This window comes from Amycolatopsis jejuensis, assembly GCF_000717335.1.
GTDB lineage: Bacteria > Actinomycetota > Actinomycetes > Mycobacteriales > Pseudonocardiaceae > Amycolatopsis > Amycolatopsis jejuensis.
Genome location: NZ_JNYZ01000039.1, coordinates 47,790 through 67,227 on the forward strand (window position 1 = coordinate 47,790; position 19,438 = coordinate 67,227).

The following is a 19,438-nucleotide window of genomic DNA, read 5'->3' on the forward strand; positions in this document are numbered from 1 at the left end:
GCGTCACCGCCCCATGACCTGGTCGGTGTCGCGCACCTCGATGCCGCGCGACGGCCGGTACAGCACGAACACCGGTTTCCCGGCGACGACCTCGGGATCGACCCGCCGCGGCTGTGCCCGGATACCCGGCGGCGGCGTGTACCCCGGCTGGTCCGGCGCCGGAGCGGAGTACCCGCGGTCAGGCGCGCTCATCCGCGACGGGACGACGACCGGCTCCGGCTCGTCGCTCCACCGCCGGTCGGCGACCGGGGACGTGTCGACCTGCCGGCTTTCCCGTACCGGCCGGCGCACGCCGGTGACGACGTAGTCCCCGGGTTCGCCGGCGACCGGGTGGTACTGGCCGAACACCGGCGCACCCCCGCCGCCACCCGCGGGCAGCGCACCCGCGGCCGACTGGGCGGGCCCGACCGCGCCCGGCCATGGCGCACCCGACCACGCCGCAGCGGGCCGGGCGGCGCGGGATCCGTTGTCGAGCCGTTGCGCACTGGCGAAAACCGCCGCCTCGGGCCGGTAGCGCCCACCGCCGACGGTCGCCCCGATCGGCCCGCGCAGATCGCCGTCGACGACGTCGTCGGTGTCGCGGACGTTCTGCCAGAACTCGTCCTGCGGCGTCGGGCCGTTCTTCTTGCGGAACCGGGAGAAGAGCCCACCGGGCGACGGCACCGCGGCGCCGACCATGCTGACCGACATCTCGACCATCTGCCACAACCGCCGCACCGGCCGTCCGACGAGGAACAGCAGCACGGTGATGAGCCCGGCCAGCACCATCTTGGTGAGCAGGTTGAGCGAGTCACCGGCGGCGAAGATCGCTTGCAGCAACAGCGCGTGCACCCCGGCGAGCACCGACAGCACGACCAGGTTGAACGCGATGCCCCCGGCGACCTTGAGCACACGGCGCAGAATGTCCGGGTGCAGCAGCGCGACGAGCCCGATGAGCGGCGCGGTGAGCGCGAACAGGCGGATCAGCACCTGCGCAAGCAGCACGGAGGCTTTGGCGAGAAGCTGGAAGAGCGAGTAGACGAGACTTTGGCCGAGGGCAAGGAATCCGGAGCCGGTACGGCCACCGGCCTCGCCGGTGAAGTACCCGGTGGCGGGGCCGAGTTTGGTGGAGATGTCTTTGAAGGCCGCCTTTTTCGCATCGACGACATTCTGTTTTCCGTCGTCGCCATTGCGCAGCTGGGCCCAGGTGAAGGCCTGCGCATCGAGCAACGGACGTCCGAACTGGCCCGCTTGAGGTGCGTCCGGAGCCCCGAATTCCCCGCGCAACCAGTTCTTGTAGACGACCTCGTTGTGCAGATCGGTCGGCAGGACGTGCCGGACGACCCGGTTCTCGGACTCGTCCACGAACCCTGCCTGGATGTTCGTGGTGGTCTGCACGATTGCTTTGTCGATCGGATCGAAGTACCGCAGCATCGCAAGCGACGACGCGGCAAGCCACACTCCCGCGAGAGCGTACAACGCGCGTTTGCTCACCCCGGCCAGGTCACCGCGCCAGATGTTGCGGAAAAGCATGATCGACAACACGAGTGCCACGAGCCCGAACAGCTGCGCGTAGATGTTGTTGTAGACCTTCTCCGCACCGGCCTTGACGGCGTTGTAGATCGGGTTGAGCAGGCCGCCCTCCAACACCGTGTAGTGCAAGGAGTTGGTGGCGCCCACGATGTTCTTGCCGATGTTGAACAGCTGGTTGCCCGCCCACGTGTCGATCGTGGAGTTGGGCGAAGCGATGCTCGACAGCGGCGTGCAGTTCGTCTGGAACGTGTTCCACACGAACCCGGCATAGCTGTAGTCGATGTAGGGACTGCCCGACTCGCCATGGCCTTCGGCGGGATCCAGCGCGCCGACCATGCCAGCGCCGGGGCGTTCCGGGTTCGGGGCCTCCCCGCAAGCTGCCGCATTTGCCGACGGCGCGAACAGCACCGTCTGCATCCCCAAGATCGCCACTACCGCGAGCATCGTCGCGCGGCGGCTGGGGCGGCGGCCGGGCCGGCGGGGGCCTTCCTTGATGCGCTTGCGCAGCGCGTGCCAGCCGGCGGCGAACGCGAGGACGAACGCCAGCGTGAAGACCGTGTTCACGCGGCCTCCCTCACGGCCACCGAAGCAGCGGCCACAGCAGCAGCCACCGGAATAGCGGCCACCCCAGCAGCAGCCACCACGACAGCGGCCGCCGAAGAATCGGCTGACGCCGGATCACCGGGGTTCACGCGGCATCCCTGCCGGTACCGCCCTTGCCGCCGGCTCGTGCGTGCCGGTCCTGCCTTCCGTTCTGCACTGCACCCTCCACCTCGCCGGTTTCGGACGCGAGCGGGTCCGGCGAGCCAAGCAGCTGCTCGTCGGTGAGGCCGACCTCGAGTTCCGCCTGGAGTTCGAAGTCGTGGGCCAGCTCGTCGTCCTCCGGTGGGGTCGGGACGTACGGCTTGGGCTCGTCCTCGCGGGGTACCACGAGGTCGCTGCCCGGTTTCGTGCGTGCGTCGGGCGAGCCCGGGGTCGTGTCCATGACCGCGCGCAGCTGGTCGAGGTGCGGGCCGGAGAAGTCGACCCGGATGCGCTCCACGCCGCCTGCCCCGTCGCCGAAGATGAACTGCCGTGGTTCGAGGTCGCGTTCCAGGCCGCGCTGCGCTCCCGGACGCCGGCCCAGCGCCGCGACCACCTGCTCGTACCCCACGCCGACCGGCACCTTCAGCAGCCGCAACGCGTCCGCCTGTGCATCGTCGTCGTCGAGGCGGCCGACGAACACCGAGTCGAGCAGCGCCACGAAACCCTGGATCTTCAGGAAGTCCGCCGGAATCTGCGACGACAGCAGCACCCGGACGTTCCACTTTCGCGAGTCACGCGCGAACCGGTTCATCAGCACCCGCCCGGTCGGCACCTCGGACAGGAAGAACGCCTCGTCGATCCAGACGCCCTTGCGCAGTTCCTTCGGCTTCTCGTACACCGACCGCTGGGTGAGCCACGCGGCGAGGTTCAGCATTTCCACGCCGAGCGATTCGGCGTCCGTCCAGTATTCGCGCGGTACGCCGTCCTTCGGCAGTGTCAGACCGGCCATCGTCAGGACAGTCATCCGGTCGTCGCGGGTCTCGGCGTACGGGTCCGCGTCGGATTCCGGGATCAGCAACGCCATCCGCTCGCGCATCTCGTCCAGGAAGTCCGCGACCACCATCGCGTGCTCGTGGTGCTCGCTCGAATCCCGCCGCAGCGCGTCGATGACCTGGCCCGGGTCGGCGTCGAACCGCCCGCCGACGGCACGGACCGCTCGCAGCAGCACGATCCGAGTCTGCGCCATCCGCGATACCTCGTACGGCAGCACGCCGGTGAGCACGTCGAGCACCAGCCGCCGCCGGGTGGCGCCAGCCAGCGCTTTTTCGCGCCGCCACGAGCGTTCCGGATCGTCCTCGTCCAGGAAGTGCTCGATCAGCGGCTCGGCGACCACCCGGTACGGGTTCAGGATGCCGGGCTGCGCGTTGAGCAGGTTGATCGGCCGCGCGTACGGCCGGATCTCCGGCAGGTCGCACAGCCGCGACAGCGGGCCCGACGGGTCCAGGATCGTCCAGTGCGCCCCGGCCCGCAGCGTCTTGTACACGATGCCGCCGCCGAGGAACGACTTCCCGCCACCCAGACCGGCCACCATCGCGGTGAGGCCCGAGCCGTCGCGGATTTCCTGCGCCATCCACGGGTCCCAGGCGACCGGTCGCCGAGTGGCGGTGACCGTCTCACCCAGCAGGATGCCGCGCCGGTCGCCGACCTCCGCGGTTGCGGTGGGCACCGCGGACGCCGTCCACACCACCGAACCGCGCCGCATGTAGGCGCCGGACGCCAGCGGCTCGCCCGGGATGAACTCGCGCGCCATCGCGTACTGCGCTTCCGGGTGTTCGATGGCGATCTTCGGCTTGTACAGGTCCAGCAGCTGCTGGGCGAGCCGCAGCGCGTCCCGCTCGGTCGGCCCGGACACCGCCATCCGCCACCACGACCGCACGCGCGTGGCCAGCGCGGTGAACCCCGACGTCATCTCGTCGTCGATCTCCAGCACCCGCCCGGCCTGGCGGGCCAGCGACTGCGGCGGCTCCAGCTCGTGCTCGTCGGTGTAGTGCTTGACCTGCGAGCGGACCTTGTTCATCTGCCGCTGCAGCTCGCCGGACACCTCTTCCGGCCGCCGCACGTAAATCCGCGCGGACACCTCGACCGCGGCCGGCAGCCGGTCCGCGTGCTGCACCCACGGGTCGTCGACCTCGGGGATCTGCAGCCCATGCATCTGCCCGACGGTGAGCACCGCGAGATGCCGCGAGACCCCGGCGTTGGACCCGGTGCGGCCACGCACGGTGACCGTCGGCGCGTACGGCTCGGCGTGGAAATCCGCCGCGTCGGTGAAGCTGGCGAGATCCTCGGGCTCCCACGCCGCCCCCGGTACCGCGGGCATGTTGCGCGGCGCGGGCAGGCCGAGCGAGCACGAGCGGTGCATCAGCCAGGACATCTCCTCGGCGTGCACCGGACGGCCTTCCAGCCCGGCGCTGCCGATGACCTGGTCGAGGTGCTCGATCTCGGAGTCGAGCGCGGCCAGTTCGGCGTCGACCGCCTCGGGCAGGATCCGGCGCAGCACCGGCGCGGCGCGCTCCACGGCGCGGTCGACCATGCGCCGGGTCTGCACCTGAACGCCCAGGTAGACCTCTTTTTCCGCCATCGAACGGCCCATCAGCTGCTGCTGCTCGCCGATCAGGTAGTCGTCGAAGGACAGCGCGCCCGGCACGTCGTTCGGCCTGCCGACCGCGTTGTGCACGTGCGCCTCGGCCCACATCCGGATCGGGTACGGCCGGTTCGTGACGCGCAGGTGCAGCCACCGGCCCTGCAGTTCGGCGTACTGGCCCGCGATGGCCGCGATCAGGTCGCGGCGCTGCGAGTCGGAGCGGAACGACCAGCGTTGCGGCGCGAGGCGATACCACGCGTACACCTCGTACCCGGTGCGCAGCAGATGCCCGTCGATGCTGCGCGCGGCGATCGACGGCGTGTACGCCGGTATCGCCTGCTCACCAGGCAGCCGACGGCCTTTGCCGCCGGAGCTCGTCTTGCCGCCGGTGCTCGCCCGGCCCTGCTGGGGTGCGTTCCAGGCACCCGCAGGGACGTCCTGATCCCGCTTCCCTCGGCTTCCGCCGCGACCGAACAACGACTACCTCCCGGCCCGAGCCGCGGGGCGGCTCCGGCGCGCTCGTGGTGCTCCCTGTGCTCCGGCCCTCGTCCCGGCACCGCGGCTCGTGCCCTGGTGCTGGTACTGCCGCCTTCTCTTGTGCTTCGGCAGCGGGCGCGTGGCCCGCACCCGGACCCGGGCCGCGCTCACCGCGCCACCCGTGCCCGAGGTCTGCTCCCGCGGCGTGCGCAGTTCCTGGCCCGCCATCGCGATCACCGCGCCGAGCGGGCGCTCGTGGCTGATCTTCGACGTGATCAGCCGGGTGATGACGATGGTGACCACGAACGCCCACGCCGTGGAGAAAAACCCGAAACTCCAGCCTGCCCACCGCTCCACGGTGAGCACGACCAGGAAGACCGGAATGCCGACGAGCCACGCGACGTAGCGGGCTCGCCAGGGAAAAGTCGCCTTCGGCGGACCGAGCCAGACGGCGTCGACCCGGTAGACCTCGTCATCCGTCCTGATGCGCACGCCTGCCCCGCCTCAGCCGGTGAACAGGCCGGCGATCCACCGGCCCACGTTGACCCCGGCGCCACTCACGGCGAGCCCGATGATCGCGAGCGCGATGACGACCCCGGCGAGCCTGCGCATGACCCCGGCGTTGTCGCCCTTGCCGCCGCCCAGCCACAGGAGCAGCAGCGCAACGGCGAGCAGCACGAGGGGGATGATGTTGTCGAGCAGCCAGGTGCGGACGTTGCCGGTGCCGAGCTCGCCGGCAGCCAGCGTCTCGAGGGTGGTCATGCTGGTCATCGCGATACTCCCGGTGCACGGCGGACGCCGCGCTGTTCTGGCTTCGGCGAAGCTACGAACACCATCATGGCGTTACGAGGGGTAATGGTCAAAGCGCGCTGGGTAGATGTCGACTTGTGGACAGGGGCGGGTATTACGGTCCGGTGGTCAGGATTCCTCGCCCTCCATCATCGTGGCAAGGGTGCTCCTCAATAACCCCAGCCACCCGGATTTCGCAGTGCCCCGGCGAAGTCACCCCACGGGAAGTGCGGTGTTCACTCTCAGTGCGCTCCGGCCCGGCGTGTCGGGCGGGGACAAGTGTGGCATGCCCCGTTCGGCCTCCCCGCGCGAGTCCGGTGAGTGAGCACCGGGTCCGCAGATCGATGCGGAATCGATCACGGAGGGCTGCGATACCCGTCACCCTCGCGCCGGATGTGCGCATTTGTTCACCACATAGCGTGATCCTGGGCAGGTCAGCGGCCGGGTTATTGCCCGGGGATCGCACCCGCGTCGACCACGGTCCGGCTGAGCGGAAGGCACAACTCGTGCAAACGGGTGGTTTTCTCCTCGCCGAGGTGCCGCCACGGGTCTTCCGACGCCGCGTTCGTCGCCGCTTCCACCTGCTCGCGAAGGTCCCAGCCACGCTCGGTGAGGCCGGCTGGATCGAGGACCCCGTCGGCGGTCAGCTGCGCGACGCAGGCGTCCCACTGCTCGTCGCTCCAGCCGCGAGTGCGCTTCGCCGCTTCGGCGGCAGTGCCCTTGCCGGTTGCGGTGTGGGTAATCAAGGCGGCGAGGCCGGGTACGCCGTGCAGTGTCAATGCGGCGACGTGCGCGTCTCCACGGTGCTCGCGAAGCAGCGTCAGGGCGTGCCAGAGGACAAGGTGCGGCTTATCGGGCCACGGCAGGCTCGCGTGTCCGGCGTACAGTGGGCGTCCTTCTGGACGACACACAGTGGTCGCTTCGCGCGCGAGAGCGGCCGCTTCAGCGACTTCGGCGGACGCGAGCACTTCGTCACCCAGCAGTCGGCGGTACGCGTCATCGACGGCGGCAAGCCTGGCCGCTACGACGGCCTCCGGGCTGGCGAGGGTCCACGCGCGCGGGAGGGCGCGGGCGATGCGGTCGGGGTTGAAGTTGTAGAAGGTCGCGGCCGCGGCGGCCGGGCCGATGGCGCCCATCGGCGCGCAGCGGCTGGCGAAGTACGTCATCGACCCTGGTCGCAAGCCCACGGCAGTGAGCCGCTCGTGGGCTTCGGGCGCGAAGTAGATGAGGGCGTGCAAGGTGTCGAAGCTGGTTTTGAACGCGGTGGCGGTTTCGGCGGCTTCACCCATGCGGACGATCGTGACACAGGAGCGGGACGAGCTGGCATGTAAGCCGGATCCTGTTCCCGGCCGGCCTCACGGCCGGACGGGCGACGGTCATCCATCTGGGCCTGCCGTCGCCGGCAGGCTCGAGCGGCCTACCCACAGGCTCGGGCGGGCCGCCCTCGATCGCCTGCGCAGGAGCGGCGGACCGCTCCCTCTTGGCCTTGCTCCGGGTGGGGTTTACCGAGCCATCCCGGTCACCCGGGATGCTGGTGGTCTCTTACACCACCGTTTCACCCTTACCCCCGTCCGGGGACGGGGGCGGTCTGTTTTCTGTGGCACTGTCCCGCGGGTCACCCCGGGTTGCCGTTAGCAACCACCCTGCCCTGCGGAGTCCGGACTTTCCTCGAACCGGGGGTACCCCGATCCGCGACCGTCCTGCCAGCTCGTCCGCCGCGAAATCCTACCCGGCCTGGTGCTTCCGCCCGTTCACCGGACCCGGTTTTGCGGGTGGTCCGGCTTGGCTGGGCTGCGAATGGTCCGTTCGTGCTCGGGTTGCGGGCGGGGGTGACGGGGCCGTTCACACGTCGGGCCGTGGGCCGGAGTGAAGGGTCCCTTCACGCGCGGGGTAGCGCCGCGGAGCGAACGGCCCCCTCGCGCGCCGGGCAACGGCTCCGGAGTGACGGTGGGGGTGACGGGTGGGGGTGACGGGTCCCTTCATGCGCGGGACAGCGGTCGGGAGTGAAGGGTCCCTTCACCCGCCAAGCCCCGCTCCGGAGCGAACGGTCCATTCGTGCGTCGAGCAGCGTTCTGGGGTGAAGGGTCCCATCATGCGCCGGGCCGTGCCCAGAGCGAACGGTCCGTTCATGCGCGGCACAACGGTCGAGAGTGAAGGGTCCCATCATGCGCCGAGCTGCGCCCCAGAGCGAACGGTCCGTTCATGCGTGGGACAACGGTCGAGACTGAAGGGTCCCGTCACGCGCCAAGCGACACTCCGGAGTGAAGGGTCCCTTCACCCCCGGAGCTAACGTTCGGGAGTGAGTGGTCCTCCAGCCGCAGTCCTCGCCGCCGTTCTTCTCGCAGGTACCCTCTGGTTCGCCATGACCCGTCCCCGGGGGCTGCCCGAAGCGGTGGTCGCCGTGCCGGTGGCTGGGGTCGTCCTCGCCACGCATCTGGCTACGCATGCCATCGAGCGGGTGGTCGAGATCTTGCCCACCATGGGTTTCCTCGCGGCGATCCTCCTGGTCAGCCACCTCGCCGCGGCGGAGGGCGTCTTCACTTGGCTCGGCGCGGAACTCGCGGAGATCTGCCGCGGCGAGCCGAAGCGGCTGCTGCTTCTCACGTTCGCCGCAGCGGCCGTCACGACTGCCGTACTGAGTCTTGACGCCACCGTCGTCCTCCTGACGCCCGTCGTGCTTGCCACGGCCGGGAAACTTCGCCTCCCCGCGCGCCCGCACGTCTACGCCTGCGCGCACCTCGCCAACTCGGCGTCCACGTTGCTGCCCGTCTCCAACCTGACGAACCTCCTAGCCTTCGCTGCCTCCGGGCTCACCTTCGCGGGCTTCACCGCGTTGATGGCCCTCCCCTGGCTGGTCACCATCGCGATCGAACTCGGTGTATTCCTCTGGTACTTCCGCGCCGATCTCCGACAACCACCGGCGCCCCGGGCTACCGCTCCGAAAACCGCAGCACCGGTCTTCACGCTGGTCGTCCTGGCGGTGATGCTCGCCGGGTTTGCCGTGGGGCAGCTGGTGCACGTCGAACCGGTCTTGGTGGCCGCGCTGACTGCCCTCGTCCTCGCGGCACGGGCGCTGGCCGAGCGGAAGATCCGGCCGTGGCAGGTGGTCACCGAGGCGTCGCCGCTGCTGGTCCTGTTCGTGCTCGCGCTTGCGGTGGTGGTGGAAGCGGTGGACGAGCACGTCCTCGGCGGGCTGCTGGACACCATACTGCCGACCGCCGCCGGGCTGCCCGAGCTCCTGCTCGCCGCGGCCATCGCGGCGGTGCTGGCCAACCTCGTCAACAACCTGCCCGCGACGCTGATCCTGCTGTCCGCGCACCCGAATCCCGCCGTGCTCCCCGCGATTCTGCTCGGCGTGAACATCGGCCCGAACGCGACCTACCTCGGCTCACTCGCCACCCTGTTGTGGCGCCGAGTTCTCGCCCGCCACGGCGAACACCCGCGCGATTTCCTCCGCCTTGGCCTGCTCACGACCCCGCTGTCGCTGGCAGCGGCGACCTGCGCACTATGGCTGGTGCTCCCGGGCTAGCCGCGCGGCGCGATGGTGCTGCCGCGCGACAGCGTCGGTCCGCAGTCGGCCAGGCCGTCGCCGAATCGCTGCGCCTCGACGTTCATCATCGTGACCTGCGCATAGTGCTGCACGGCCTGGAGCTTCGCCGGGTCAGTCACCGCGTCCTTGCGCACGAAGTCACCGTTGCGCTTGCCCGGACCCGGGTAGACGAGAATCGGGTAGTAATCCCGGTCGATGCGCGGGTCGACGGTGATCCCGTTGCCGTCGGCCCACGGGCCCCACGAGTGGATGAAAGTGGGCTTGACCTGGTCGAACACGTAGTTGCGCAGACCTTCGATGTTGCCGTCGTGCGTGAGGTCGGCGATCGGCGCGTCGACCAGACCGGCCATGTCGACCAGCTCGAGCCGGCTCGTCATCGACGATCCGCCGAGGTCCGGCAGCAACAGCGACGCCTTCTGCAGGCCGAGGATGTCCGCGTACGAGTTGAAGCCGCGGCCGAACCGGTCGGCGACCAGGCATGCGGTAATGGTGGGGCTCTTGATGAACTTGTCGGAACTGGCGACGAAGCCGAAGAGCGACGGCACCGACGCGGCCACCAGCACGACCGACGCCACCACTCGCCAGCGGACCTTCAGCCTGCGCACCAGTTCACCGAACGCCATCGTCCCGGCCAGCGCGCCGAGCACCCACACCGGCGTCGCGAAGCGGGCCTGCGTCATCCAGTCCGGCACCATCACGCCGTACGCGATCACGCCGAGCGCCAGCGGCACGAGCAGACCGAGCAGCGGCCGCCGCCACGGCGCCTTGCGCAGCGCCCAAACCACCACGATGACGAGCACGATCGTCGCCGGAATGCCCACGTACACGGCCAGCTCGTGCGGCCGGACGATCGACGCCAGGTCGGGCAGACCCTGCTTCTTCGCCACCGACGGGTTGGCCAGCAGCCGGTGGAATTCCGTGTACCGCCAGACGACGTAGCCGCCGAACGGCACCGCAAAAGCCACGATCGACACGAGCGCGGACCGGAAACTGGGCCAGAATCCCGCCGCTCGCACGCCGAACAGCAGGACGATCGGGTACGCGCCCGCGTAGATCAGACCTTCCGGCCGCGTCAGCGCGGCGAACGCCACGATCACGCCGACGCCGATCGCGATCTTGAACGACAGCGTGCGTTCCTTGCGCACCGCGGTGAACAGCAGCGCGGCCAGCCCGGTGACGGCGAAAGCGAAGAGCGAGTTCTCCAGCCCGGACACGACCCAGATCACGAACGACGGGATCAGCGCGAGTGTGCAGCCGACGGCGAGGGTGACCGCCCATGCGTGCCGCCGGAATACTTGCCGGGCCACGAGATGGCACAGCACGAGGATGCCCGCGGTGAACAGCAGGCCGAGCAGCTTGGGGTAGAGCACGTAGTCCGGGATGCCGAGGAGCAGGCCGCGGTCGAAGAGCCCGACGAGCTTGCCGAACGCCAGCAAGATCATCCAGGTCGGGTCGGAGAAGCCTTCCACCGGCGGCGCGCCGGGTGCGAGCACCGGGCCGAGACCTTCGGCGACGCTGCGCGCGTATGAGAACGTGATCGCCGCGTCGTCCACGATCCAGTGCCCGTACCGCGTGGCGTGCCAGGCGACGGCTGCCACGCCGGCGAGCACCGCGAGGGTCGAGGCAAGCCAGCTGTAGCGGAGGCGGGCAGGAGGGTCGGACGTCACCTCCCCGGGCAAGCCGGGGTCGGATACTGCGGTGAGTGCGCTAGCCGTCATGTCCTCGTCACTGTTTCCACTCGCGGAGTCTGCCGAAGAAACGCACGAGCCTGCGCCCCCCTTGAAGCCCCTCCCGGAACCTGCGCCGCGGCGCCGCGGTCGACACCGCACTCTAGCCAATACCTCATCCGGGCCTTTTCACGCGTCATCCCCGAGCGTGATCCATCCCACATCGAGGCTGGTCAGGACAGGTGCGAAATGTCGTTGACGAGCCGGACGGAAGCATTTCCGTCCGGGTAGAACTCGACGATCGACAGCGACGCCAGGTCGAGGTGCAGCCGGAACAGCAGCGACGGGCCCGCGTCGAGGCCCATCCTCAGCAGCGTCTTGATCGGCGTCACGTGGCTGACCACCACGACCGTGCGCCCGTCGTACTGGTCCACCAGGTCGCGCCGGGCCTGGCCGACCCGCTGGTGGACGGCGTCGAAGCTCTCGCCGCCGGGCGGCGCGCACGACGAGTCGCTGAGCCAGCAGCGGTGCAGCTGCGGGTCGCGCTCCGCGGCCTCGGTGAAGGTGAGGCCCTCCCACTCGCCGAAGTCGGTCTCGATCAGCCCGGGATGCGTTTCGACGCGGCCGCCGAGCGCGTCGGCGACCGCCTGCGCGGTCTGCTTGGTGCGGATCAGCGGCGACGCCACGATGGGGGCGGGCTCGCCGTCCTCGCCGATCACGCCCGGCATCGACGCCAGCCGTTTGGCCGCCGCAGCCGCCTGGCCGCGGCCGTGTTCGGTGAGCGGGACGTCGCCGCGGCCGGAGTACCGGCGGTCGACCGACATTCCGGTTTGGCCGTGGCGCAGCAGGAGCAGCTTGGTGGGGGTGCCGACGGCGCCGGTCCAGCCCGCCGGGGATACCCGGTCCGGCTCGGTGACCTTGCGCCCGCCGCTGGTACCGCCCACCTTGCGCTCGACCCCGGTGCCGCTGTCCATCGCAACGTTCGCGAGCCGGTCCGCGTCGGCGTTCTCAGCACGCGGGATCCAGGTGTAGCCGACCCGGTCGAAGCGTTCGGCGAGTTCGCGGGCCTGTGCGGCGAGCGGTTGCAGTGCGGCGTGTTTGATCTTCCACCGCCCGGACATCTGCTCCACCACGAGCTTCGAGTCCATCCGGACGTCCACAGTGGACGCTCCGAGCCCGGCCGCCGCGGTGAGCCCGGCGACGAGGCCGGAGTACTCCGCGACGTTGTTGGTGACCACGCCGAGGAATTCGTACCGCTCGGCGAGTACCTCGCCGGTGGCCGCGTCCTTCACCACCGCGCCGTACCCGGCCGGACCGGGGTTGCCGCGCGATCCGCCGTCGGCCTCCACGACCACCCGGTCGGTCACAGGCCCGACTCCAGCGTGCGGACCAGGATCGCGCCGCAGTTCTCGCACTGGACGACCGAATCCTCGGGCGCCGCCTTGATCTCGGCGATGGTGTTGCGGTCCAGTTCCAGCTGGCAGCCCCCGCAACGGCGGGCCCGCAGCAGCGCGGCGCCGATGCCCTTGTGGTCGTAGACCCTGGTGTACAGCTTCAGCAGCGGCTCGGGAAACCGCGGCAGCAGCTTCGCGCGGTCCTCGGTGCGGCGGGCGTCGGTGGTGTCGAGGTCCTTGAACGCCTCGTCCCGGCGGCCCTTCGCGGCCTCGACCTCGTGCACTGCCTTGTCGACCTCGGCGCTGGTGCGCTGCGCGTCCAGGCCCAGTGCCTCGCGCTGTTCCATCAGTTCCAGCAGGTCGTCCTCGAGCGCGCTCTGCCGCCGGGTGAGCGTCTGCAGCTCGTGCTCGATGTCGGTCATCTGCTTCGCGCCGACGGACCCGGACTCCAGCAGCTTGCGGTCGCGGTCCTCGCGCGCCCGCACCGATTCGACCTCCTTCTCCTGCCGGGCGATTTCCCGGTCGAGGTCCGACGCCGCGGTTTCGACGGACACGAGCGCGTCGCGTTTGTCGCGGGCGGTCTTCTCCCCCGCTTCGATCTCGGCGAGCTCGGGCAGGGTACGGCGGCGGTGCGCGACGCGCGAAAGCTCGGCGTCCACCTTCGCGAGTTCGAGCAGCTGGCGCTGGACGGCGGGGTCGGCCTTCACTGTGCTCCCTGGTTCACTATTCAGCTGGGCGGGTGGCGCGGACGGTCCACGGGTCGGTGCACCTCGTGGAGACGTGAGCTTCGACGGTACCCGCAAAGGCCGCGCCGACAAGGGCCGAGGCCTGTCCGCACCACGGCCACTCGCTGGCCCAGTGCGTGAGCCCGACCAGCGCGGGTACCGGACCGGCCGCGGCAAGGTGTTCCCCGGCGGGATGGTGGCGCAGATCCGCGGTCACGTAGGCGTCGACGCCCTCGGCGGTCGCCTTCGCGAGGTAGGAGTCGCCCGCGCCGCCGGACACCGCGACGGTGCGGATCGGCCGGTCCGGATCGCCCGCGCCGAGCACCCCGGGCACGGTGGTGGGAAGGGCGTCGGCGACCCGCTGCACGAACTGCGCGAACGGCTCGGCCGCGGGCAGGTGCCCGATCCGGCCGATCCCGGTCCGCCCGCCGGGCTCGTGCGGGTCGAGCGGCCGGTCGACGTCCAGGCCGATGGCCGTGGCAAGCGCGTCGGACACTCCCGGGTCGGCCGAATCGGCGTTCGTGTGCGCGCAGTAGAGCGCAATGCCGCCGCGGATCATGCGGTGTACCAGCGATCCTTTGGCAGTGTCGGCCGGGACGCCGTGCACCCCGCGCAGGAGAAGAGGATGGTGCGCGATGATCAGCTGTGCCCCGATCTCCACCGCCTCGTCGAGGGTCTCCTCGACGGGGTCGACGCAGAACAGCACCCGCCGGACGTCGTCGACCGGGTCGCCGCACACGAGCCCGACGGCATCCCAGCTCTCCGCCAGCCGGGGCGGGTAACTGCGTTCGAGGACAGCGATGATCTCGGCTAGAGCAGGCACGCCCGGGATCCTCGCACGACGGCTCTGGAAGACTGGCTACCCGTGTCGCACTTGGTCTTCGTCTGTTCCGGAAACATCTGCCGTTCCCCGATGGCCGAGCTCGTCTTCCGGGCGAAGCTCGCCGCCGCCGGGCTCGCCGACGACGTGCGCGTGTCCAGTGCCGGGGTCGGGCCCTGGCATGCCGGGGAGCCTGCCGACCGCCGGGCGCGCGCCACGCTCAAGGCGCACGGCTACCCCACCGAGCACGCCGCGGCGCAGGTCACCGACGACGATCTCGAGGCTGACCTGCTGCTCGCCGCCGATGAAGGGCATCTCGACTTCCTGCGTTCCCGCGTCGACGACCCCTCGCGGGTACGGCTCCTGCGGTCGTTCGACCCGTCCGCTCCGGACGGCGCCGAGGTGCCGGACCCGTATTACGGCGGCGACGACGGCTTCGAGGACGTGCTCGCCATGATCGAGCGGACCGTCCCCGGGCTGCTGGACTGGGTCCGCAAGCAGGGGTGACGCCAGGTCCGGGTGCGCGCACGGAACGCGACGGCTTACCGTAGAGGGGTGCGGTTGCGGTTCCTGCTCCGGCCCGGATGGCTGGCGTTGACAGCGGTGGTGTTCACCTTTGCCATCTGCTGTTACACGCTGCTGGCCCCGTGGCAGTTCCGGCGCGACAGCGAGCAGGAAACCCAGAACAACGCGCTCAGCACGTCCTTCACCGCGAAGCCGGCGCCGGCCGCGCAGATGCTGCCGCCGGGTACTTCGCCGGGCCAGGGCACCGAGTGGCACCTCGTCACGATCACCGGCACGTACCTGCCGTCGGCGGAGGTTGTCGCGCGGCTGCGCACTGTGCAGGGCGAAGGTGCGTACGAGGTCCTCACGCCGCTTCGCGCCACCGACGGCACTGTGTACCTGATCGACCGCGGCTACGTACGCCTCAACAGCGACTCCGGCGTGCTCCCGTACGCAGCGGCGCCGGGCGGGCAGGTCACGGTGGTCGCGCGCGTGCGAAGCGACGAGACAGACCCGAAGCACCGTGACGCGTTCGCCGACGCGTCGACGAACGGGAAGCTGCAGAGTTACACCGTCGACTCGCGAGTGGTGGCGAAGGCGTCCGGGCTCACAATCCGGCCCGGGTACTTCCAGCTCGACCAGCGCCAGCCCGGCGTGCTCGGCGCGCTGCCGCTGCCGCAGCTGGACTCGGGCCCGTTCTTCTCGTACGCGCTGCAGTGGCTCGCGTTCGGCACGATGGCGCTGATGGGCTGGCTGTACTTCACGATCCGCGAAATGCGCCCGGGCGGCGCGCTCACCACGGAACGGCCGGAGCGCAGCCGCCGCCGCAAGTCGGTGGCCGAGATGCTGGCCGAGGACGAGTACACCCCCACCGCCTGAAGTGCGCGCGCCGTCGATACTGGCGGCATGCTGATCCACCCGTGGGACGCCGCAGACGACCCGGCACTCGGTGTCCCGACGTCGTACTACGCGAGCGTGCAGCTGGCCTGCGACGTCCGCATCGTCGATGACCCGGCCGCCAAGGCGGCCATCTTGAATCGCCAGCTGGCGCATTTCGAGCCGGACGGCAAGCGCACCCCAGTGTCCTCTGTGGACGCTCCGGATCGCCGTCTGCTACCCGGAATCCGCGGTATCGAGCTCACCGTGACCGAGGTTCGGGCGAAATTCAAGTACGGCGGCAACAAGACTGCGGAAGACCGTCAGCGAATCGGGGCGCGACTGTCCGAACGCGACGGTATCCATGATGCGGAAGCGGTGGCGCACTTACGGCCGTGAGCGGCGCAACCCGGACAACATCGCCACCACCACGGAAGTCCCTGCGGCCAGCCAGCCGACCACTCTGGACAGTTCCACCGCGCGCGTGACGTGCCCGGCATCCGGATTGCGGCCGATCCCCAGCACCGGCAGCTCCACGACGCCATGCGGGTACACCGTCCGCCCGCCGACGCGGATTTCCAGCGCTCCGGCGAAAGCTGCCTCGACGCGACCCGCGTTCGGGCTCGGATGGGCGATCGTGTCGCGTCGCCAGGCTCGCCATGCACCGCCTGCGGAGCCGCCGACGACCGGCGCGCCCAATACTGTCAATGCAGCGGCCGCGCGGGTCGGCAGGAGCTGGACAAGTTCGTGAAGCCGGTCGACGATCCAGTGGCCGGGCGAGGCGCGGCGCACCAGTCCGACCGTGCGGGCCGCCAGGAGTCCGGGTACCCCCGCGACCGCACCCCACAGCAGCGGCGCAACGACCACTTCGGACGTATTCTCCGCCAGAGTTTCCACTGACGCACGGGAAAGCGCGGCCGTGCCGAGCCCTTCGGCGACGCGGGGGTCCAATTCGGACAGTGTGTCGCGGGCGGGCTGGAGGCGGCCTTCCTCGAGATCGCGGGCGAGTTCCGTGCCCTGGGTGGCGAGCCCGGCCGCGCCGACGACGGCCCAGGTGGCGAGCGCGGTGGTAGCCGCCTGGAGCACCGGCCGACGACGTCCGGCGCGCTCGGCGAGCACCCCGGCGGTGACGGCCAGCCCGGCCAGCCCCAGTCCGGCGGCGGATCCCGGCCCGGTGGCCTTGCGGAAGGCGCCGACCGGCGGACGGCGCCGCGGGTCGCCGAGTGCACTGTCGGCAGCAAGGCCGAGCATCAAGCCGATTGCGCGCGCCGCGCTCACCAGTAACCCCCGAACGTGAACGAACTCAGCCGCCGAGGTTACTCGACACCGCGGCGGCGATTTCGTGGTGTGCCTGCTCGACGATGTCCCGCATCGCCCGCTCGGCGCGGACGGCGTCGGCGACGTCCACCGCCTCCGCGACCGCGACGTGCAGTGCGACCGCCTCGGGCTGCGGTTCCTCGGGCATCAGGCCGTGCCCGGTGCGTCCGGCCAGCACCTCGGCGACCACCGAGGACAGCTGGGCGAACATCGGGTTCCGCGATGCGGACAGGAGCAGGTCGTGGAACGCGATGTCGTGGCCGAGGAAGGCGCTGAGGTCGCGGGCGCGCGCCGTCTGGCGGAGATGCACGGCGAGTGCGCGGAGGCGGCCACGTTCCTCCGGCGTCGCCCGGAGCGCGGCGAACCGGGCGGCAACCGGCTCGACCGCGGACCGCAGTTCGGTGAGCGTGCGCAGCGCGGCCGGCCGGTCCGCGCCGTCGAGCTGCCAGCGGATCAGCCGCGGGTCGTAGTGGTTCCACGCGGCCGGCTCGCACACGGTGACCCCGACGCGGCGGCGGCTCGTGGTCAGCCCCATCGTCTCCAGTACCCGCACGACCTCGCGCGCCACCGTGCGCGACGTGCCGTAGCGCTCCTGCAGCTCCTCCGACCGCAGCACCTCGCCGGGCGCCAGCGCACCGTTCACGATCGCCGCGCCGAGTTCGTCGAGCATCTGCTCGTGCCGGTCACTCCCCACCTGCCCAACCTAGCGCCCTGATTCGATTAAGTACTACTACTTCTTGAATAAGTAGTACTTTTGGGTTTCACTGGTCGCCGGAGGTGGCGCATGACTGTCATCGTGGTGATGGGTGTGTCGGGCTCGGGCAAGACGACGGTCGGCACGGCAGTCGCGCGGGCACTCGGAGTCGAGTACGCCGAGGCGGACGCATTCCACCCGCAGGCGAACATCGACAAGATGACCGCGGGCCGCCCGCTCACCGACGAGGACCGCGCGCCGTGGCTGGCCGCGATCGCGACGTGGATCGCCGAACATCAGGAAAGCGGCGGCGTGGTCAGCTCGTCCGCCTTGAAGCGGCGCTACCGCGACGTGCTGCGCGGCAGTGGCCAGGTGTGGTTCCTGCACCTGGACGGGTCGCACGACCTGCTGGCCAAGCGGATGAAAACCCGCACCGGCCACTTCATGCCGGTGTCCCTGCTGGATTCCCAGCTTGCGGACCTGGAGCCGCTGGAGCCCGACGAGCCGGGCTCGACCTTTGACATCAGCCGTTCGCCCGCCGACGTGGTGGCAGCGGCACTGACCGCATTTCGGGAGTGCGCATGACCGCCGCCTGGACCGGCCACGACACCCGGTTGATCGTCGCGACAGTTCTCGCCATTGCGGTGATCGTCGTGCTGATCAGCAAGGTCAAACTGCATCCGCTGCTCGCGTTGACACTCGGCTCCGGCACGCTCGGGCTGGTCGCCGGGATGCCGGTCGCGAAGCTGCTGAAGAGTTTCACGAACGGCGTCGGCAGCACCGTCGCGTCGGTCGGCGTGCTCATTGCCTTCGGCGCGATGCTCGGGAAACTGCTCGCCGATTCCGGTGGTGCGGACCGGATCGTGGACACCGTGCTCGGCCGCGTGCGCGGCGGCGGGCTGCCGTGGGCGATGGCACTGGTGGCCGCGCTGATCGGGTTGCCGATGTTCTTCGAGATCGGGCTCGTGATGCTCATCCCGGTGGTGTTGCTGGTCGCCAAGCGCAGCGGGAAACCCGTGCTGCTGCTGGGAATTCCGGCTCTGGCAGGGTTGTCAGTGCTGCACGGGCTCGTGCCGCCGCACCCCGGTCCGCTGGCTGCGGCCGGGGCGCTGAACGCGAACGTCGGGATCACGCTTGCGCTGGGCCTGCTCGTCGGCATTCCGACGGTGATCATCGCAGGCCCGCTGTTCGGCCGTATCGCCGCACGGATGGTCCCCGACGCCGAACCCCCGGAGCGGCTCGTGCCGGAATCGGAAAGCACCGACCCGAAACACCGCCCCAGCTTCGCCGCAACACTGTCCACTGTGCTCTTACCGGTGGTACTCATGCTGGCGAAGGCACTCGCGGACATCTTGGCGGACAAGGAAAATCTCGCCCGCCGGGTCCTCGACTTCATCGGTGACCCGCTCGTGGCTCTGCTGCTGGCGGTCCTCGTCGGAATGGTCGTGCTCGGCCGCCCGGCGCGGCTGAACCGGGAACGGCTGTCGTCGATCATCGGCGAATCACTGGGTCCGATCGCGGGCATTGTGCTGATCGTGGCGGCGGGCGGCGGGTTCAAGCAGACACTCGTGGACGCCGGGGTCGGCGACGTGATCACCAGCCTCTCCACGGGCGCGCACCTGTCGCCGTTGCTGCTCGGCTGGCTGGTCGCGGTGGCCATCCGCCTCGCGACCGGCTCGGCAACGGTCGCCACGGTCTCCGCGGCAGGCATCGTCGCCCCGCTCGCCGCCACCCTCGACCCGACACACAACGCGCTGCTGGTCCTCGCCATCGGCGCGGGCTCGCTGTTCTTCTCCCATCTCAACGACGCCGGGTTCTGGCTGGTCAAGGAGTACTTCGGGATGTCCGTCGGGCAGACGCTGAAGAGCTGGTCGGTGATGGAAACGGTGATTTCGGTGGTCGCGATCGCGCTCATCCTGCCGCTCGGCGCGCTGCTCTGAGCAGTGC

General features: G+C 70.2%; 16 protein-coding genes, 1 other RNA gene and 1 pseudogene. 6 read left to right on the forward strand and 12 right to left on the reverse strand.

Annotated features, from left to right (window positions below; genetic code table 11):
* Positions 1-3: 3 nt before the first annotated feature.
* The 6 genes from OO71_RS38855 to rnpB form a co-directional block, all read right to left on the reverse strand.
* Positions 4-2,076: a hypothetical protein gene (locus tag OO71_RS38855; protein WP_033295044.1), complete on the reverse strand. Its 2,073-nt coding sequence runs from the start codon at positions 2,074-2,076 to the stop codon at positions 4-6.
* A gap of 124 nt (positions 2,077-2,200) precedes the next feature.
* Entirely contained in the window at positions 2,201-5,155 is a 2,955-nt protein-coding gene (locus OO71_RS38860) for an ATP-binding protein (protein WP_033295045.1), read from the reverse strand.
* A 3-nt stretch (positions 5,156-5,158) separates the two neighbouring features.
* Positions 5,159-5,647: a hypothetical protein gene (locus OO71_RS38865; protein WP_033295046.1), complete on the reverse strand. Its 489-nt coding sequence runs from the start codon at positions 5,645-5,647 to the stop codon at positions 5,159-5,161.
* A gap of 12 nt (positions 5,648-5,659) precedes the next feature.
* Positions 5,660-5,926, reverse strand: coding sequence for a hypothetical protein (locus tag OO71_RS38870; RefSeq protein ID WP_033295047.1), 267 nt, complete (start codon positions 5,924-5,926; stop codon positions 5,660-5,662).
* 464 nt (positions 5,927-6,390) lie between these two features.
* Positions 6,391-7,233, reverse strand: a complete 843-nt coding sequence (locus OO71_RS38875; RefSeq protein ID WP_033295048.1) for an SCO6745 family protein — start codon at positions 7,231-7,233, stop codon at positions 6,391-6,393.
* Positions 7,234-7,256: 23 nt separating this feature from the next.
* Positions 7,257-7,655, reverse strand: an RNA gene (rnpB, locus tag OO71_RS47990) — RNase P RNA component class A.
* Positions 7,656-8,306: 651 nt separating this feature from the next.
* On the opposite strand from rnpB, the gene OO71_RS38880 reads away from it, so the two are divergent.
* Positions 8,307-9,473 (forward strand): SLC13 family permease, encoded by a 1,167-nt coding sequence (locus tag OO71_RS38880; protein ID WP_051792820.1) that lies wholly within the window; start codon positions 8,307-8,309, stop codon positions 9,471-9,473.
* On the opposite strand, the gene OO71_RS38885 is transcribed toward OO71_RS38880, so the two are convergent.
* The 4 genes from OO71_RS38885 to OO71_RS38900 all read right to left on the reverse strand — a co-directional run bounded on the left by OO71_RS38885 (position 9,470) and on the right by OO71_RS38900 (position 14,103).
* Positions 9,470-11,212 (reverse strand): hypothetical protein, encoded by a 1,743-nt coding sequence (locus tag OO71_RS38885; protein WP_033295050.1) that lies wholly within the window; start codon positions 11,210-11,212, stop codon positions 9,470-9,472. The two genes, OO71_RS38880 and OO71_RS38885, sit on opposite strands and share 4 nt — an antisense overlap.
* Before the next feature lie 182 nt (positions 11,213-11,394).
* The gene (locus tag OO71_RS38890; protein WP_245633916.1) at positions 11,395-12,528 is read right to left on the reverse strand and encodes a bifunctional RNase H/acid phosphatase; all 1,134 of its coding nucleotides are present in this window, start codon (positions 12,526-12,528) and stop codon (positions 11,395-11,397) included.
* On the reverse strand, positions 12,525-13,262 hold the full coding sequence (locus tag OO71_RS38895; protein WP_033295051.1) for a zinc ribbon domain-containing protein: 738 nt from the start codon (positions 13,260-13,262) through the stop codon (positions 12,525-12,527). Before OO71_RS38895 ends, OO71_RS38890 begins: the two co-directional genes overlap by 4 nt.
* 16 nt (positions 13,263-13,278) lie before the next feature.
* Positions 13,279-14,103 carry a Nif3-like dinuclear metal center hexameric protein gene (locus OO71_RS38900; RefSeq protein ID WP_033295052.1) on the reverse strand — a complete coding sequence of 275 codons (825 nt, stop codon included), beginning with the start codon at positions 14,101-14,103 and terminating at the stop codon, positions 13,279-13,281.
* Positions 14,104-14,145: 42 nt separating this feature from the next.
* Between OO71_RS38900 and OO71_RS38905 the strand changes: the two genes are divergently transcribed.
* The 3 genes and pseudogenes from OO71_RS38905 to OO71_RS38915 form a co-directional block, all read left to right on the forward strand.
* A complete protein-coding gene (locus OO71_RS38905) occupies positions 14,146-14,607 on the forward strand; it encodes a low molecular weight protein-tyrosine-phosphatase (protein WP_033295053.1) in 462 nt (153 codons plus the stop codon).
* A 48-nt stretch (positions 14,608-14,655) separates the two neighbouring features.
* Positions 14,656-15,483 carry an SURF1 family cytochrome oxidase biogenesis protein gene (locus OO71_RS38910; RefSeq protein ID WP_033295054.1) on the forward strand — a complete coding sequence of 276 codons (828 nt, stop codon included), beginning with the start codon at positions 14,656-14,658 and terminating at the stop codon, positions 15,481-15,483.
* 42 nt (positions 15,484-15,525) lie between these two features.
* A pseudogene (locus tag OO71_RS38915) lies at positions 15,526-15,879 on the forward strand (FMN-binding negative transcriptional regulator); the annotation flags it as partial.
* Here the strand turns inward: OO71_RS38915 and OO71_RS38920 are convergent.
* Positions 15,868-16,758: a cobalamin biosynthesis protein CobD/CbiB gene (locus tag OO71_RS38920; protein WP_033295055.1), complete on the reverse strand. Its 891-nt coding sequence runs from the start codon at positions 16,756-16,758 to the stop codon at positions 15,868-15,870. The pseudogene OO71_RS38915 and the gene OO71_RS38920 sit on opposite strands and share 12 nt — an antisense overlap.
* A 25-nt stretch (positions 16,759-16,783) precedes the next feature.
* Positions 16,784-17,467 (reverse strand): FadR/GntR family transcriptional regulator, encoded by a 684-nt coding sequence (locus tag OO71_RS38925; RefSeq protein WP_033295056.1) that lies wholly within the window; start codon positions 17,465-17,467, stop codon positions 16,784-16,786.
* A gap of 114 nt (positions 17,468-17,581) precedes the next feature.
* Between OO71_RS38925 and OO71_RS38930 the strand changes: the two genes are divergently transcribed.
* Positions 17,582-18,076 (forward strand): gluconokinase, encoded by a 495-nt coding sequence (locus tag OO71_RS38930; RefSeq protein ID WP_033295057.1) that lies wholly within the window; start codon positions 17,582-17,584, stop codon positions 18,074-18,076.
* Complete coding sequence (locus OO71_RS38935) at positions 18,073-19,431, forward strand: GntT/GntP/DsdX family permease (RefSeq protein WP_033295058.1); 1,359 nt, start codon at positions 18,073-18,075, stop codon at positions 19,429-19,431. Before OO71_RS38930 ends, OO71_RS38935 begins: the two co-directional genes overlap by 4 nt.
* The last annotated feature ends 7 nt before the right edge of the window (positions 19,432-19,438 follow it).